13 protein-coding genes and 2 pseudogenes are annotated in these 15,390 nt (G+C 67.7%); 6 read left to right on the forward strand and 9 right to left on the reverse strand.

Going from position 1 to position 15,390, the window contains the following annotated elements; translation table 11 throughout:
• Positions 1 to 223 precede the first annotated feature (223 nt).
• From G3I60_RS04600 to G3I60_RS45100, 3 genes and pseudogenes are all read left to right on the forward strand, one after another.
• Positions 224 to 745, forward strand: a pseudogene (locus tag G3I60_RS04600) (X2-like carbohydrate binding domain-containing protein); the annotation flags it as partial.
• A gap of 169 nt (positions 746 to 914) precedes the next feature.
• Positions 915 to 2,666: a cellulase family glycosylhydrolase gene (locus tag G3I60_RS04605; protein WP_164292122.1), complete on the forward strand. Its 1,752-nt coding sequence runs from the start codon at positions 915 to 917 to the stop codon at positions 2,664 to 2,666.
• Between the two features lie 498 nt (positions 2,667 to 3,164).
• Complete coding sequence (locus G3I60_RS45100; protein ID WP_343241916.1) at positions 3,165 to 3,347, forward strand: RICIN domain-containing protein; 183 nt, start codon at positions 3,165 to 3,167, stop codon at positions 3,345 to 3,347.
• A 52-nt stretch (positions 3,348 to 3,399) separates the two neighbouring features.
• Here the strand turns inward: G3I60_RS45100 and G3I60_RS04615 are convergent, their stop codons facing one another.
• The 4 genes from G3I60_RS04615 to G3I60_RS04630 form a co-directional block, all read right to left on the reverse strand.
• Entirely contained in the window at positions 3,400 to 4,164 is a 765-nt protein-coding gene (locus G3I60_RS04615; protein ID WP_164292120.1) for a hypothetical protein, read from the reverse strand.
• A complete protein-coding gene (locus G3I60_RS04620; protein ID WP_164292119.1) occupies positions 4,161 to 4,691 on the reverse strand; it encodes a SigE family RNA polymerase sigma factor in 531 nt (176 codons plus the stop codon). Before G3I60_RS04620 ends, G3I60_RS04615 begins: the two co-directional genes overlap by 4 nt.
• Before the next feature lie 97 nt (positions 4,692 to 4,788).
• Positions 4,789 to 5,406, reverse strand: coding sequence for an expansin EXLX1 family cellulose-binding protein (locus G3I60_RS04625; protein WP_343240738.1), 618 nt, complete (start codon positions 5,404 to 5,406; stop codon positions 4,789 to 4,791).
• A gap of 698 nt (positions 5,407 to 6,104) precedes the next feature.
• Positions 6,105 to 6,458: a hypothetical protein gene (locus G3I60_RS04630; protein ID WP_164292117.1), complete on the reverse strand. Its 354-nt coding sequence runs from the start codon at positions 6,456 to 6,458 to the stop codon at positions 6,105 to 6,107.
• A 729-nt stretch (positions 6,459 to 7,187) separates the two neighbouring features.
• Between G3I60_RS04630 and G3I60_RS45105 the strand changes: the two genes are divergently transcribed.
• Together G3I60_RS45105 and G3I60_RS04645 are read left to right on the forward strand one after the other, a co-directional pair.
• Positions 7,188 to 7,649 (forward strand): hypothetical protein, encoded by a 462-nt coding sequence (locus G3I60_RS45105; protein WP_239069472.1) that lies wholly within the window; start codon positions 7,188 to 7,190, stop codon positions 7,647 to 7,649.
• A 27-nt stretch (positions 7,650 to 7,676) separates the two neighbouring features.
• Positions 7,677 to 8,231, forward strand: coding sequence for a hypothetical protein (locus tag G3I60_RS04645; protein WP_164292116.1), 555 nt, complete (start codon positions 7,677 to 7,679; stop codon positions 8,229 to 8,231).
• A 306-nt stretch (positions 8,232 to 8,537) separates the two neighbouring features.
• Here G3I60_RS04645 and G3I60_RS04650 read toward each other — a convergent pair.
• Positions 8,538 to 9,083 (reverse strand): annotated as a pseudogene (locus G3I60_RS04650) (GNAT family N-acetyltransferase).
• Positions 9,084 to 9,296: 213 nt separating this feature from the next.
• Here G3I60_RS04650 and G3I60_RS04655 point away from each other — a divergent pair.
• Positions 9,297 to 9,836 (forward strand): ATP-binding protein, encoded by a 540-nt coding sequence (locus G3I60_RS04655; protein ID WP_164292115.1) that lies wholly within the window; start codon positions 9,297 to 9,299, stop codon positions 9,834 to 9,836.
• A gap of 676 nt (positions 9,837 to 10,512) precedes the next feature.
• On the opposite strand, the gene G3I60_RS04660 is transcribed toward G3I60_RS04655, so the two are convergent.
• The 4 genes from G3I60_RS04660 to G3I60_RS04675 form a co-directional block, all read right to left on the reverse strand.
• Complete coding sequence (locus G3I60_RS04660; RefSeq protein ID WP_164292114.1) at positions 10,513 to 13,335, reverse strand: AAA family ATPase; 2,823 nt, start codon at positions 13,333 to 13,335, stop codon at positions 10,513 to 10,515.
• A 390-nt stretch (positions 13,336 to 13,725) separates the two neighbouring features.
• Positions 13,726 to 14,568, reverse strand: a complete 843-nt coding sequence (locus G3I60_RS04665) for an alpha/beta fold hydrolase (protein WP_164292113.1) — start codon at positions 14,566 to 14,568, stop codon at positions 13,726 to 13,728.
• Between the two features lie 52 nt (positions 14,569 to 14,620).
• Positions 14,621 to 14,956: an STAS domain-containing protein gene (locus tag G3I60_RS04670; protein WP_164292112.1), complete on the reverse strand. Its 336-nt coding sequence runs from the start codon at positions 14,954 to 14,956 to the stop codon at positions 14,621 to 14,623.
• 86 nt (positions 14,957 to 15,042) lie between these two features.
• Positions 15,043 to 15,354 carry a WhiB family transcriptional regulator gene (locus tag G3I60_RS04675; protein ID WP_343241913.1) on the reverse strand — a complete coding sequence of 104 codons (312 nt, stop codon included), beginning with the start codon at positions 15,352 to 15,354 and terminating at the stop codon, positions 15,043 to 15,045.
• Positions 15,355 to 15,390 lie beyond the last annotated feature (36 nt).

The raw sequence follows: 15,390 nt of genomic DNA on the forward strand, positions 1-15,390 counted from the left end.
AATGACAGTCTGTTGACGGATCCTGCCAGGCTCACCGAGATAACCCGGCGCGACGCCGCTGAACAGGAAACTGACGAAGGTTCAGCCGGCAACGGGTGAGACAGGTCACGCCCGTGGAGGACTCTGCCGCGGAGTCCCCAAGGACTTGCGAGGAATCAAACACGCAGCTTCCGGCCGCGGTGGCTCATTGCAGTGCATCGCGGGAAGCCGAGCGAGCCGTCCCGGCACCGCCTTCCGGGGCCTGTGGCAAGGCAGCACCCAGCTCCTGGCGGGACGTGACTACACGGTCTCCGGCAGCCGCCTCACCCTCACGACCACGGCACTGACCCGGCTGACCGGCAACCGGGCCTACGGGGTCAACTCGACGCTCCAGGCGCGGTTCTCCCGCGGTCTGCCCTGGAGCATCGACATCGTCACCAACGACGCTCCGGTGCTCTCCAACTCCACTGGTACGGCTGACGTTTTCACCATTCCCACGCAGTACCGCGGTGACGCGCTGGCGGGTATGGAAGCCACGTACGCCGACGGCAGCAACGCCGGCCCGATCTCCCGGAACCCGTACCAGGAGTTCAACCAGGCGTTCTCGCCCGACTATCCGGGCGGCACCACCATCCTCACCCCCGCCTTCCTGGCCGCGCAGCACGACAACGCACCAGTGAAGCTGACCTTCCACTACTACAGCGGCGCCACCGTCACGTACCACGTGACCAAGTCCGGGGGTTCGGTCACCGGCACGACATCCTGACCGAACGGCCCCTCGCCCTGGTTGCCCGGCTCCGCCGGGCAACCAGCCCTTTCCGCGCCCGAAACGTTTTAGCGAAACGGAGAACTGGACGGTGAAACACAGCAACCTCCAGTTGGTCGGCGGCAACTTCACAGGGAGACACCGCCCGATCTTCCAGAACGGATGAGCAATGAAGAACAAGCAGGCCCCACAGCACCGCCGCCGCAGACTGCGGCTGACCGTGGGGGTGCCGCTGGCGGCGGTCGTCGCGAGCGCGCTCACGTACGGCACGGTCTTCGGAACGTTCGGAGACGACGCCACGCCCAAGGCGTCCGCGGCGGCAGCGCCGGTTCCCGCCAACGCGATGGCGGCCGTAGCCGCGATGCAGCCGGGCTGGAACCTGGGCAACAGTCTCGACGCCGTCCCCAATGAGACGGCGTGGGGCCAGCCCCGAACCTCAAAGTCCCTGGTGGACAAGGTCCGCGCCCAGGGCTTCAACAGCATTCGCGTCCCCGTGACGTGGAGCGACCACCAGGGAGCGGCACCGAACTACACCATCGACCCGGAGTACATCAGCAGGGTCAAGGAGGTGATCGACTGGTCGATCGACGACGGCCTCTATGTGGTCCTCGACGTCCATCATGACTCATGGCAATGGACGAAGGCCATGTCCACCGATCACGACAAGGTGTTGTCCCGCTTCAACTCCACCTGGACCCAGATCTCCACCGCCTTCAAGAACGAGCCCGCGAAGCTCGTCTTCGAGAGCATCAACGAGCCCCAATTCGACAACGCCGACGCCACCCGGAAGGCTGGTCTGCTCAACGAGTTGAACACCTCCTTCGACCAGATCGTGCGCGCATCGGGTGGGAACAACAAGAACCGTCTGCTCATGCTGCCCACCGAAGGCTGCACGCCCGACCAGGCGCTGATGAACAACCTGGCCACCGAGATCAAGTCTCTGCACGACGCGAGACTGATCGCCACCGTGCACTATTACGGCTACTGGCCGTTCAGTGTGAACCTCGCAGGCTCCACCCGCTTCGATGCCATGGCTCAAGGCGACCTGGACAAGGCGTTCCAGCGGATGCATAACACCTTCGTCGCCCAAGGCATCCCCGTCATCCTCGGCGAGTACGGTCTGCTCGGCGACGACCACGGCCCCGGCGGTGTGGAACGCGGCGAGATGCTGAAGTACTTCGAGGCGCTCGGCCACGCGTCCCGCACCAGCAAGGTCACCACCGTCCTGTGGGACAACGGGTCGCTCTTCGACCGCAGCCGTCTCCAGTGGAAGGACGCCGGGCTGTTCCGTCAGATCCAATCGAGTTGGGCGACGCGCTCGGCAACGGCAGCTTCGGACAACGTCTTTGTGCCGAAGTCCGGTCCGGTCAAGGCCCAAACGCTCACCCTGGACCTGAACGGCACCACCTTCAGGGCTCTCAAGCAGGGCACCACCAAGCTGGTCAACGGTAAGGATTACACCCTCTCCGGTAGCCGGCTCACCCTGAAGGCGGCCACACTCACCCGGCTGGTCGGCCAGCGCGCCGATGGGGTCAATGCGACGCTCCAGGCCGAGTTCTCCCAAGGCGTGCCCTGGCGGATCCAGGTGATCACCTACGGCACCCCGGTGCAGTCGGCCACGACCGGAGCGGCCGATGCGTTCCGGATCCCCACCCAGTTCCGCGGGGACGTGCTGGCGACGATGAGCGCCACGTACACCGACGGCAGAAGCGCCGGCCCGACCGACTGGACCCCGTACCAGCAGTTCAACGCCGCTTTCGTGCCCGACTACGCGAAGCAGGTCATCCGTCTCACTCCTGCCTTCCTCGACGCGGTGAAGGCCGATGCGCGCGTGACGGTCACCTTCCACTTCTGGAGCGGCGCCAAGGTGACGTACTACGTGACGAAGTCGGGATCCACCGTGACCGGCAAGACCTCCTGAAGGCAGGCTGGGGCCGGCGCCTGCGCGTGATTCACTCCGGCTTCGGCGGAGCCCTGGCCACGACCGTGCCCGGTGCCTCTTCGAAGGGAGAAGCCCTGGGGCGACAAGGACAGACGCCAGGAAGACATCCATACGGTGGCGGATCGCCGTCGCGTCGCTGGGTATCGGATTGGTCATGTTCACGGCCGCCGCCTGCGGAGGGTCGTCCTCAGTAGGCTCGGACGACGCCTCCGCGGCTGCTGGTGTGTACACGGTCTGGGATCCGTACCCGCAGTTCGACGGCGCGTCGGACTGGGGGCAGGCTGCCCAGCCGGTACGGCGCCAGGCCGGAGTGAAGATCAAGCGCACGGCCTACACCGTGGGCAAGCAGCTCATGGTCTACGGCAACACGTGCCTGGCTCCTGGAGAAGGCGTGGGACGAGAACACCGACCCGTTCACGAACGTGGTGCGGGTGACGGTACGCCTCGGGCCAGGGAACCGGTAACGGCACCGCGGTGGTGATCCGGGACTGCAACGGACAGGCGAGCCAACAGTTGAACATCAACTCCGATGGCACGATCACAGGGGTGCAGTCGGGACTGTGCCTTGACGCCAGTGGTGCAGGTGCCGCCAACGGAACCAAGATCCCGCTGTGGAATTCCTCCGGCGGAGCGAACCAGCGGTGGAGCGCGCAGAACTGACACGGAATTCGGGGCTGGGGCTGGGGCAGCGGCGGGGCCCCGGCCCCGAACCCTAATGTGCCGGGGCGAATCCTCCCCAGACCGCGGCGGAGCCGCCCGCGGTCCGCCCATCGACGCGGTAGCTGTCGTCCGTGGCGCTGCGCACGCCGGTGGTGTGGTTGTACTGGGCGGCGAACTCGTGCTGCCCGGCCGGCACGGTGCGGCCGGGCTTGAGAACCCAGCGGTAGACCAGCGCACCGCCGGCTTCCCGGACGGTGACGGTGAAGTCGTCGCTCGGCAGCGTGCGCCAATTGCCGGTGTTCCGCACGCCGCCGGTCTGCGCGATGCGCAGTTCCACCGTGAGCGAGGTGAGCGGCCGGGTGGTCTTGAGAGCGAGGTTGCTCTGGGTCCAGTACACGGTGCTGTGCGGGTCCACCGAGCCCTTCGACCACAGCGGGCCGTTCTGGATCCGGTTGCCGGTCGACGGAGTGGGGCGCGAGCTGCCGGGGGTGGTGGTCGGGCTCGGACCGGTGGTGGTGTGGGTCGACGGCGCCGGACGGGAAGTGCCGGCCGAGGTCGGGACGGCGGGAGCGGTGGCGGTCTGCGCCGGCGACGCTTTTCCGACGATGCCGGCGACGGCGAAACCACCCGACGCCAGGATGCCGACGGTAGCGAGGCCGGCGAGTGCCGCCTTGGGCCATGACCACGTGATCGACGGCGAGCGGTGCCGGATGGTGGCGCCGGCCGCGCCGCGCTCCGTGCGCGCCAGCATCCTCGCGCGGTCGGGCTGGTGGGCCTCGGCGGCCTCGCGCAGCCGTCGGCTGATCTCGTCGTTCACCGAGCCCTCCTTCCCGCCGCCAGTTCCCCGGCCGCTCGTGCGCCAAGGATCCGTTCCAGTTCGGCCATCCCCTTCGAGGTCTGGCTTTTCACCGTGCCGATCGATATGCCCAGCGCCATCGCGGTGTCCTTCTCCGACAGGTCGAAGGCGTGGCGCAGCACCACGCACGCTCGCTTGCGGAACGGCAGTCGGTCGAGTGCCGCACGGACGTCCAGCACGGCCGCCACGTCCTGCGGCTCCACCCCTTCGGGAGTGCGGGACCAGAACAGCACGATCCGGCGTCGCTCGCGGATTGCACTTCGGATCCGTTCCCGCGCCAGGTTGGCCACCACGCCGCGAGCGTAGGCGAGCGGGTGGCGTGCCGTACGGAACCGGTCCCAGTTTTGCCACAGGGCGACCAGGGCATCCGCGGCGAGGTCGTCGGCGGCGTCTGTCTGGCCGGTCAGGAGGTGGGCGAGACGGGCCAGTTCGGCGTGGTGGCGTTCGAAGAAGTCGTGGAACTCCGCGGACGCGTCATCGAGGAGCATCTCCCTCGTTCGCCCTCTCCCTGCGATGTGCGCGTTAACAACCGCCTGGAGCGTAACAGTGCCCGTCACCGCAGCCCGACGGTGGGTTGACATACGGTCAATGCCGGGCGAATTGAACGCGGGTCGCTTGCGCGACGTCCGGTTTCAAGGCGATCCCGTCAACGGTCAGTCGCTCTCCGTAGATGTCGGTGACCCTGATCGCCCCGCCGCATCCGCCACCGTCGGTGGAGAGGAAGTAGTTGAAGTCGGCGCGGGGCAGCCGCCGCCAGCCGTTGGCGGTGCGGAGCTCAAGCACCGCCAACGGGTTCCGGTGGCCGATCACCTGGACGCCGCACCACCAGCGGCTGGACCCGGTCTTGTACCGGATGGAGATCGTTTTGGGCGCGGTGGGGCTCAGCAGCGTCCAGGTGATCGGGATCCGGCCGAGCGAGGGATTGGCGAGTTTGACGAAGGCCTGCTGGCTGAGGTCGAGCTGCCCGGGCGCGCAGGGCAGGGGGCACTCGTTGACGATACGCACCGTGATGGAGGCCCCGTTGGCGGCGTGGACCAGCACGTACGCCCCGCACGCCTTGGCCGACTCGTAGTCGGTGTGGTTCATCGCCGCGATCATGAGATCACTGGACGGGCCGTACAGGCAGGCACCATTGCCGTCACCTGCGGCATAGGAGGTCGCGACTCCCTTGTAGCTGACCGCGGGCTTGATCCGTCCCGCCAAGGATGTCGCTCGCGCGGTACTGGAGGCCGCGGGTGTCCGGGTACCGCCGGCTGACGGCGGCGAGCTTGTGACCGGCGGCCGCGCCGATGCGGTCGTGGCGCCGGCCGCCGCGGCCGAAGACCCGGAACCGGACGGGACGCTCGCTGGGGCAGCTGCAACGGAGGCGCCGGCGCGACGCCCGGCATCGGCCCTGCTCCCAGGGAGAAGCGCGATGGCCAGACAGGCCAGAACCCCGACGGCTATCAGCGCCGACGCAATGCTGATGGCCGGCCCGCGCCCGCGCCGCGGCTTCGGAGCGCGGTGGTTCGTTGTTCTCATGCCCATCCGTTCGGTTGATCGAGTCGACGATGTACCTCTCAGTGGCCGCCGGCGGCGAAAAGGTTGCCGATCCGATGCCGGCATCTCCGCGACCGGGGCGGGCGGCGACACCGGTGACTCCGAAACGGGGGGCCGCAACGCCCGGAAGGGTCACGCATAGCTCGTAGTTGCTGAAGCACGATATGCGTGTCGCGGACGCGGAGGCACTCCGCCCCGTTCGTACGATGTTCGAGCTGTAGCGGGGAGCTCGTCCTTGATCCCCGTGAGTGATCCTTCCCGGCAGAGGCCACGTCTCACGCCATCCAGGCCACACCGGGGCATACGCAATGTTGAGGACAGTCCCTGTCAGGGCGGTGCTGCGGCCGTTCGGTGCGCAACTGTCAGCGGCCGTGGCGCGCCGTGCGACGGGGACGCGTACGGCTGCGGGTGGCGGTGAACACCGTCGCCGCGACGGCGAGGGCAGCGGCCAGGCCCGCGGCCGTCCACACGGTCGTTGAGCCGCCGCTGCCGTTCCTGGCCATGTCGTCACCGGCCTTGGCGGCGGGAGCCGACGGGGCGGAGGTGGGTTTGCCGACCGCGGCCGGGGACGGGCCGGGCGGGGCTTGGGCCGGGCAAGAGGTGGTGGTGGCTGTCAGCACCGTACGGCCGCCTGCGGCGTGGCCGGCGGTGAAGGCGACTGCGCCGAAGGTGACACGGTTTCCCTTGATGGCTCCGAGAGGGGCGCCGTCAGCCACGATGATCTTCGCTCCGGCAACTGTGTCGTGTGCTTCATCGGCTGGCCGGGATCCTCGTTACTTGACGGCGGACTGGGCCGAGCCGAGTGCGTCCGCGCGGTGACCGCACCGGGCAACAGCCACGACTTCCAACTGGTCGCCGGAAACAGCGGCAAGTGCGTCGACGTCAGCAAAATCTCCACCGCACGCGGCGCAGGCGTCCACCAGTGGACGTGCGACACCGGCAGCACCCTGACCACCAAGAAGAACCAGATCCGGCGGCTCACCGGCGAGGACCGACCGGCCCCACCACCGGGAACGACACATGATCGGGCATCGGCCCGCCGGCTCAGCCCGGCGGGCCGATGCCTTTCACGTCGGCGCCGCGGTCGGTGGGCATCGTGCCATTGCAGGAGAATCTGCCGCCGTTGTGGACCTGGACGGCCCAGGGCACGGAACGGACGGACGCACCCAGGGCGTCTGAAGCCGCGCACGCCTCAGGCCCTCGCCGCAGTCGCCTGCCTACCCAAGCGGGGCAATGAAGACATCTGCCGCGCCAGTCCGGAGTCAGCGGCGATTGAACAGCGTCTCATCCACGGTGACAGCGTTGGCGCCTTGGCTGGCCGGAGCATCGAGAGAACCGATGCTCCAGCGGCCCTCCCGTTTACCTGCCTTTGGCGCAGAGGATACCTTTGCCGACGCCAAGGTGTGGCGCCGTACGGAGCGGATCGCTCCCCAGAGGGAGTGGCAATGAAACTCACGGATGCGGACCACGCGGGGCTGGTTGTCGCGGCGCAGGCCGGTGACGACCGGGCGCGCGAGGAGCTGTTCGCCAGGTATCTGCCGTTGCTCTACAACGAGAAGCGCAAGCTCTCCATCGGCACCTGCGGCCGGGCCTTCTCCACGCCTTGCATTCATGAGCACGCCTGTTTGCGATGCGCCATGCTCCGACCTGACCCCGTCGAGCGGCCCCGGCTGGTCGAGATCCGCGACAACCTCATGGAGGCATCGCCGAAGCCAAGCAGGAAGACTGGCTCGGCGAAGTCGAAGGCCTCGAAACCAGCCTCGCTGGAGCCGAGGAGAAGCTCGCCCAGATGGACGCCGCCACAGCCCGCACGGCCACAGCGGTCGATCTCGGGATGCCCGGCTTCACCCAGATCGCCGGACGCGCCAGCGATACATGAAGACGGATATGCTTCGGCGACTGAGTAGATCGGGAGCGAAGATTCGGGGGGTGCCATGGGTCGGCCGCTGCTGTTCCTCGATGTCGACGGACCCCTGAATCCGTATGCGGCAAAGCCTGAGAAGCGCCCCGAGGGCTACACCACCCTCCGCGTCCCACAGGAGAGCGGGGCAGCTGGGGAGCCCGGGAGACTGCGGACCCACAGGAGGCCACTGCGTGTATGGCTCAACCCCGATCACGGGCGTGCGCTGCTGGCTCTCGGCTACGAGATCTGCTGGGCCACAACCTGGATGAGTGACGCGAACAGGTGGATCGGACCTGTGCTCGGTCTGCCTGAACTGCCGTTCGTCGACTTCGGTAACGCTCTGCTCAACGAGCGCCCTGATGGGGTTCATTGGAAGTCCGAGCCGTTGGTGGGGTACGCCAACGGCCGACCGTTCGCTTGGGTGGACGACGAACAGGGCGACGCGGATCATGCACACGTGGCTGCCAACCACCGCGCACCCTCCTTGCTCCATCACGTCAATCCGCGGATCGGTCTGCGGAACGACGACTTCACTACCCTCGCGGCCTTCGCAGCATCCATCGACACGTCGACGGGCACTCCCTGAGCGGCAAGCAGCCAGGCCTAGTTCAGAGAATCGGAATCACTGATCACCTGGGCCGCGATCACGCTCATGACCAGGCGAATCACCCGCCGAAGTTCCCGCCGACGCGGACAGCCGGTCTCCCACGAGGCGCAACGGGACTGATCAACCCGGCGTTGGTCCTCACCACCGCCATGGAGGGGCCCCTGATCTGCGGAACCGCATCGATCCTTTCACCGCCGTCATGAGCCGTCAGCTCGACCAGCGACGTGAGCCCACCACAACGCCGGCAAGGCACGTCGAATCTCCTCCTTCGAAGCCCTGCTCCGATCAGGCCATCTCCGCTGTGATGGCCCAACGTTCATGGTCTCTCCACGCCCCGTTGATGAATTGAAAGTCGGCCGAGTAACCCTCCCGCACGAAGCGAAGGCGCTTGACCAGGTTCAACGACGGCGTGTTCTCAGGTTGGATGTTCGCTTCGAGCCGATGCAACTCCAATGTGCCGAAGGCGAACTGCATGACGAGTCCGAGCCCTTCGGTCATATAACCGTGGCCGGTCGTGGATGCGTAGGCGGTATACCCCAGAGTCCCGTCTGGATCGTGCCCCGGACGATGCTGTTGATGTTGACACCGCCAACGATCGCGCCAGTGCCTTGCAAGCAAATACGAAGCCTTCGTGAGCGGATTGCTCGAACCGACCGAGGTAAGTCTCGAACGCTTCGAAGGACGAGTCTCGAGCCGACAGCCAGCGCCGCAGCATTTCAGAGCTCTCGCGGCCCAGCGCTTCGAGCTCCTCGTAGTCTGGCGACAGACGTGGCGGATAGCTACCCGTGGCCCTTGCGCAAGATAGGTCGTGGAAGACGTGGTGGAAGACATCGAGGAACCCTACGCAGCCCGCCCAGCAGCACAACCGCCAGGTTGCCGGATGGCAGCTCTCCCCCCCCGTGGCCTCGGCTGCAGTGCCCGAGCTCACCACCTGCTCGGATCCTGAGGCGGGCGATACGCACGGCAGCTGTGAAAATAGGCGCCAAACGACAAGCCCTTGACCTGCACCGCTCGCCAGTCACGCCAGGCCGTAGGGTTCGGGGCATGTATGCCGACAGTCCTCTGCAACCCCGTGCCCTCCTGATCAACGGCACCGTCGGCGTCGGCAAGACGTCGGTGGCGGAGGCAGTGGGCGGTCTTCTCACCGAGTCCGGGGTGCCGAATGCCGTTATCGACCTCGACTGGCTGAGGCGGTCTTGGCCGGCGGCACCGGGAGACCGCTTCAACTTCGGCATGATGCTGCAGAACCTGCACAGTATCGCCAGCAACTACCTCGCCGCTGGTGCGGTCCGGATGGTCCTGGCCGGTGTGGTCGAGGACTTGGACGACCGGAAGCAGTGCGGCGACGCGGTCGGTATCGGTCTTTCGGTGTGTCGGCTCCAGGTCGAACTGCCGGTGGTCCACCAGCGTCTCTCCCGCCGCCACGAGAACGAGCCTGAAGCGCTGCATTGGCACCTGAAGAGATCCAGTGAACTGGCCGGGATCCTCGACGGGGCAGGAGTCGATGACTTCACCGTCGATGCCACCACACTCCCCATTTCCGAGGTCGCTGCCGCCGTTATCGCAACAGTTGGCTGGCCGTGAGGCCGCGGGCCCCGATCGTTCGAGTGACAGTCTTGAGATCACGGGGAGGAGCCTTGCGAGCTGGCACATTCACCATCAGCGGCTCTCAAAATGAGCCGGCGGGCCACTACCCAACTCTCTCCCTGCCCTCGCTGGCCGGGTCGTCTCGCGCACCATGTACGAGGTCAAGGGCACCGCCGGCCCCGTGCACGGCGCCGAGATCGCGTTCGTCGTCACGAACGGCGGCTTCACCCGCGACGCCAAGACCTGGGGCGAGATCAACCACGTCCACTGGCTCGACCGCGACAAACTCCGCCAGGGCCGAGCACGGCACCTCCCTGCAGAAGGTGCTCCGCATCCCCGCCCGCACCCGCACACGGATGCGCCGTCAACCGCAGGTCACCGGGTAGGCAGACGCGTCTGCCCGCCTGGACACTGCCTCGCCCGGTACCGGCGTCTGCAAGGTCACACCGGTCCGCAGCTTGCTCCGGGAAAGGAACGTTTCTGAGAAAAGGACATCGCGGTACGGGTGTGCGGGGCGTACTCGATCGGGCGAACGAACCCCGTTTTGGTTATGCCTCACACGGCGCGGGGCGCTGGCCGGGAATCACCGCATTCGGCGGCCAGTGCCTCGGCTGCTGTGCGGGCGTCGCGGGCCCGGCCCTCGGCGTCCTGGGCGAGGCAGCGCCTCAACGGCCTATCGGCCGTCGGGATCCTGGCGCACCATGGCACCTGGCAACGGGTGCTCCTGCGCTGCAAGGGTGGTGAGTGCGTCGCGCAAGCCGGCGCGGGCGGTGACGCCGAGTTTCGGAAAGACGTTGTAGAGGTGTCCGCTGACCGTGCGGGCGGAGAGGTGCAGCCGTTCGCCGATCGCTTTGTTGGTCAGCCCCGAGGCCGCGAGTGTGGCGATCTGCAACTCCTGCGGAGTGAGCAGTATGTCGGTCGTGTCGGCCTGCCTGCGGGACACGCCGGTCGCCCCGAGTTCGTTCCTGGCACGTGTGGCCCACGGTGCGGCCCGCAGCCGATCGAAGATCGTCAGCGCTGCGTTGATCTGTACGCGTGACTCGACGGTCGCTCGCTCTCTGCGTAGGTGCTCGCCGTAGGCCAGGAGCACGCGTCCGCGTTCGAAGGGCCACAGGTTCTCGGGCGCCGCTGCGAGGGCGCGCTCGAAGTGGGCGCTTGCCGCCTCTCCTTCGGACACCAGCGCTTGCGCCGCCGCTACGAGCATGGCCCAGCGGGAGGAGATCTTCGTGATGCCCATGCGCAGCATCGACTCGACGAATCCCCGCGCCCGGCCCGAGCGGCCGGTGCGTACAGCGGCTTCGACGAGGTCGTAGGCGACGAAGAGTTGTAGTTGCCGGGCGGTTCCGGGTTCCAGTCCGTGGGGGCTGATCTTGGTTGCCTCGGTGTACGCGGTCTCGTAGTCGCCGCGTCCGATCGCTGCGAGGGTTCGGACGCGGTAGACGTGCTGCGGCACGATGAAGGCTTGGCGTGGGATCGACCAGTCGAGCATTTCCTCCAGGGGCTCTTCGGCTTCTTCCTGTTGTCCGAGGGCGGCTGCGGCCAGTGCTTTGCTGTAGTGCAGGAACCAGACGAAGTTGACGTACCCGTAGGATTCGGCGCGCTCCAGTCCCTCCTCGGCGAAGCGTTGGGTGTCATCCCACCGTCCGGCGAGGTAGCTTTCCGCGCACAGCAGCATGAGCGCGTTGGTGACGGCGGCGACGGCTCCGGTACGGGCGGCGTCCTGCCACACGCGCAGCAGTGGTTCGCGCAGGTCGGCAAGGCGGTCGACGTCATTGGTCACATACCCCACGCGGATGATCTGCCCGGGGTCGAGCTCGGTGGTCAGGGCTGCGATCTCCTGGTCCAAGGTGTGCAGCGCCTGGGGGGAGACCAGGGCGGGATTGGATACGACCTCGGAGCGGATGAGCACGCCTTCCGGCAGTTTGCCGCGGTACTTCTCCACCAGCTCGAGGTAGGGGTCCCACATCTCCTTGCGGCCGTTGAGGGAGGCGATCACCGACAGGACCCAGATCGCGGCGTTGATCTCCTCCGCGGTCGGCTCCAGGCCAGGGGCTTGCAGGGCGGTGGTCAGGACCCGGAAGGCGGAGATGACGTCCGCGTCGGAGTACAGCATGAGGGAGGCCGCGGCTGACGCGGTCGCCAGCGAGCTGACCCCTGCGTCCAGCTGCCGGGCGTCGCTGAGCAGTTGCGAGACCGATTGCAGGTCTCCCATCACCTCGGCGGCGAAGTAGGCGGCGCCGGACAGGCGCTGGGATCGGTGCTCGGGATCCGGGCTCAGATCGGCCGACCGGGTCATCGCCGCCACGGCCGCAGAGGGGTCGCCGCGTTTAAGGGCCTGGATCGACTCGTGCTGCAGGAGAGTGGCCACCTCCTCGTCGGGGCCGAAGGACGCTTCGGCGAGGTGCCAGGCGCGGTGCCCCGGATCGGAGTGCCGGCAGTTGGCAAGGGCCCGGTGGGCTTGGCGTCGTTGCTCCGGTCGGGCCAGTTCGACGACAGCGGAGCGCACCAGCGGGTGACGGAAGACAACCGAGTGGCGGTTGTCGACGGTGATGACGCGCTCACGTTCGGCGAGGTCGAGCTGGGTGGCGGCATCGGGTCCCACTACGCGCTCGTCGGACAGGACCTGGCCCGAGCCGTCCAGGGCGAGCAGCAGGAGCAGGTCCCGGGTCTGCGGCGTCAGTGCGGCGATTCGGGCAGTGAAGATGCGGGTGAGTCGCTCGGTGAGTGGCAGCACGGTGGGAAGGGTGTCCGCCGTGGGGTACCGGTCCGGCGTCAGCGTTGTTGGGAGCTCGACGAGGGCGAGCGGGTTGCCCTGGGCTTCGGAGACGATGCGCCGGCGCATGTGCTCGGCCAGGTCCGGGTGGCGGGCGAACAGCAGGGCTTCGGACTGCGCGTCGTCCAGAGGATGGATGGTGAGGCTGTTGACGTCCCCGCGCGTGTGCACGGGCTGCCCGGTGGTGCGGACTGCCGAAAGCATGCGCACAGGGGTTCCGGCGACCCGCCGCGCGACGAAGGAAAGGACGTCGGCGCTGGCGTCATCGAGCCACTGGGCGTCGTCGATGATGGCGACCAGCGGTTGTTCGCGTGCGGCGAGCAGCAGGACGGACAGGGCCGCGGTCGAGATGAGGATGCGCGAGGGCGTCGCGCCTTCGCCGAAGCCCAGAGCCACGCGGAGGGCGCTGTCGTGGTCCGGGTCGAGGTCGGAGAACAGGGGGAAAAGCGGCACGAGGAGCTGGTTGAGGCCGGCGAACGCGATATTGGCCTCAAACTGGGCGCCGGCGGCCCGCAACGTCCTCATGCCGCCGGCCTGGGCGAGATCGGCGGCAGCATCGAGCAGAGCGGACTTTCCCACACCGGGGTCACCGAACAGCGTCAACGAGCCGCCCAGCCGGGCGGTGTCGTCGATCACCGCTTTGATGAGGTCCAATGCGCTGGACCGGCCGGTCAGACTGGGCGCGGCGCTGCGATCCCCGGTTCCCGGATGCTCTGCGCTCATGCGAAGGTGCCTCTTTCCGAATGCGGGTGCTGTCACCTCAGGGAATGCGGCAATGCGGTACCGGGATCCCTCGGCGGGCCGAGTGCGCAGCGGGCTGGCCGAACGCGCCGAACGCGAGCAGCGGACCTGGCCGGGTCCGCGGAGACGCGGGTCGGCGGGACCTATTCATGATCATCTTCTCTGTTCGACGCATCCCTTGCTGTCCCGATTCTATTGGACGCCGTACCGCCTCGTACTGATCAACGAGCTCGCCGAGGGTCTTATAGGCGGCGGTCCGCAGTCTGTCTCGGCTCGCGGTGTCGCAGCTGATGCTGCAATGCGGCCACGGCGTGGGGCGGCCGTCCTGGGGACGGCCGCCCGTTCCCGCCGGGGGGCGTTTCAGGCCGTGGGCTAGCGGGTGGCGGTGGTGGTGGCGGCGTCCTCGATGAGGTGGGTGACAGTGCCGGGGTGGGAGATCATGGCGACGTGGGAACTGCTGATCTCGATGGTGTGTGAATGGGCGCGCTGGGCCTCGAAACGCTCCACCGGTGCGCCCAGTGCCTGGTCCTGCTTGGCGACCAGGGCCCAGGACGGGATGGTGTGCCAGGCGGCGGCCGTGGGAGAGGCGGCGAATGCGGCGGCGGCGATGGGGCGCTGTTCGGCGGCCATCACAACAGTCTGGGAAGCGGGCAGGTCGGCCGCGAACACGGAGCGGAACAAGGTGGGGTCGACGTACAGGTCCGAGCCGCCGGTGCCGTCGGCGTTGCTGAAGGGAATGGGGCGCAGGGAAGGGTTCAGTGCGTTGGTCCCGGGGAATTTGTTGGCCAGCGCGCCGAGGTTCTCGCCGGTGTCGGGGACGAGTGCGGCGATGTAGACCAGGGCCTTGACCTGGGGGTCGTTCGCGGCGGCCTGGGAGATGACGGCGCCGCCGTAGGAGTGGCCGACCAGGACGACCGGGCCCTTGACGCTGGCCAGGACGCTGGCGATGTAGGTGGAGTCCTGGGCCAGGCCGCGCAGCGGGTTGGCCGGGGCGATGACTGGGTAGCCGTCGTGCTGCAAACGCTTGACCACGCCGTTCCAGCTCGAGGAGTCGGCGAACGCGCCGTGCACCAGCACCACCGTGGGCTTGGCGGCGGTGCTCGAAGCTGCGGGGGTGGTCTGGGCGGAGGCCAGCGGGGTGAGGGACAGGCTGGCCGCAGCCGTGACGGCGGCGGTGACGAGCAGGGTGTGCAGGCGGGGACGGCGGACGGACATGGCGGATCTCCTCGGAAGGTGGTGGGGTCCAGCGGGTCAAAGGGAGGTCAGCTCAGGTGGTGCTGAGGACCAGAAGCGCAGGGGCCGTGGCTGGTACGGGCTGCCCGTGGTTCTGGAACAGGTCGTCGGGCAGTGGGTGCGTGGCGCATACCAGGGTGAGGAAGCGGTCCACTGTGGCGCTCACGGGTCCGATGCGGACGGTGGTGTGCTCGCGTGCCGCGCGTGCGTGGGAGCGCAGCAATGAGTTGAGTCCGGAGCAGTCGATGAAGGTCACGGAGCTGAGGTCCACGGTGACGGCTACCGTTGGGCAGCGCAGCCAGGCGTAGATCTCGGCTTCCAGGACCGGTGCGGTATCCAGATCGATCTCACCGCCCACGCGCAAGGTCACGCTGTTCGAGGTGCGCTGCCCGGTGATCCAAAGCCCCGGGGCGGGTTGACGAGGGCAGTTCCCTGCAGGAAGCGGATCGGCTGTGCTCACGCGGCCCTCGACGCGGGCTGCGGGATCCTGCGCCGGCGTTCGGTCAGGCCGCCCCATATCCCGGATAGCTGGCGGGTGTTCAGGGCGAACGCGGCGCACCTGTTAAGGACCGGGCAGTCCTGGCAAACGGCGATGGCGCGTTGTTCGCGCCTGTGTCGGCGGTGGCCGTGTTCGCCGGGGGGTGAGAAGAACACGGCCGATGCCATGCCCTGGCAGGCGGCGTCGGCCTGCCATTGCCAGACGTTGAGCATGGGAACGAGGGGACTGGCGCGCATGGTTGATTTCTTCTCCTCAGCCAGGGGCTTCATCGGGTGTTGTGCGCCTGTCCCTTTGCGGCCCTCGAC

This window comes from Streptomyces sp. SID13666 (assembly GCF_010548325.1).
In the GTDB taxonomy this organism is placed as follows: domain Bacteria; phylum Actinomycetota; class Actinomycetes; order Streptomycetales; family Streptomycetaceae; genus Actinacidiphila; species Actinacidiphila fildesensis.

Excerpts from the sequence above, each read along its gene's own strand:
- G3I60_RS04605 (WP_164292122.1), top strand. The coding sequence starts at position 915 with ATGAAGAACAAGCAGGCCCCACAGCACCGCCGCCGCAGACTGCGGCTG.
- G3I60_RS04620 (WP_164292119.1), bottom strand. The coding sequence starts at position 4,691 with ATGCTCCTCGATGACGCGTCCGCGGAGTTCCACGACTTCTTCGAACGC.
- G3I60_RS45105 (WP_239069472.1), top strand. The coding sequence starts at position 7,188 with ATGAAACTCACGGATGCGGACCACGCGGGGCTGGTTGTCGCGGCGCAG.
- G3I60_RS04645 (WP_164292116.1), top strand. The coding sequence starts at position 7,677 with ATGGGTCGGCCGCTGCTGTTCCTCGATGTCGACGGACCCCTGAATCCG.
- G3I60_RS04655 (WP_164292115.1), top strand. The coding sequence starts at position 9,297 with ATGTATGCCGACAGTCCTCTGCAACCCCGTGCCCTCCTGATCAACGGC.
- G3I60_RS04660 (WP_164292114.1), bottom strand. The coding sequence starts at position 13,335 with ATGAGCGCAGAGCATCCGGGAACCGGGGATCGCAGCGCCGCGCCCAGT.
- G3I60_RS04665 (WP_164292113.1), bottom strand. The coding sequence starts at position 14,568 with ATGTCCGTCCGCCGTCCCCGCCTGCACACCCTGCTCGTCACCGCCGCC.
- G3I60_RS04675 (WP_343241913.1), bottom strand. The coding sequence starts at position 15,354 with ATGAAGCCCCTGGCTGAGGAGAAGAAATCAACCATGCGCGCCAGTCCC.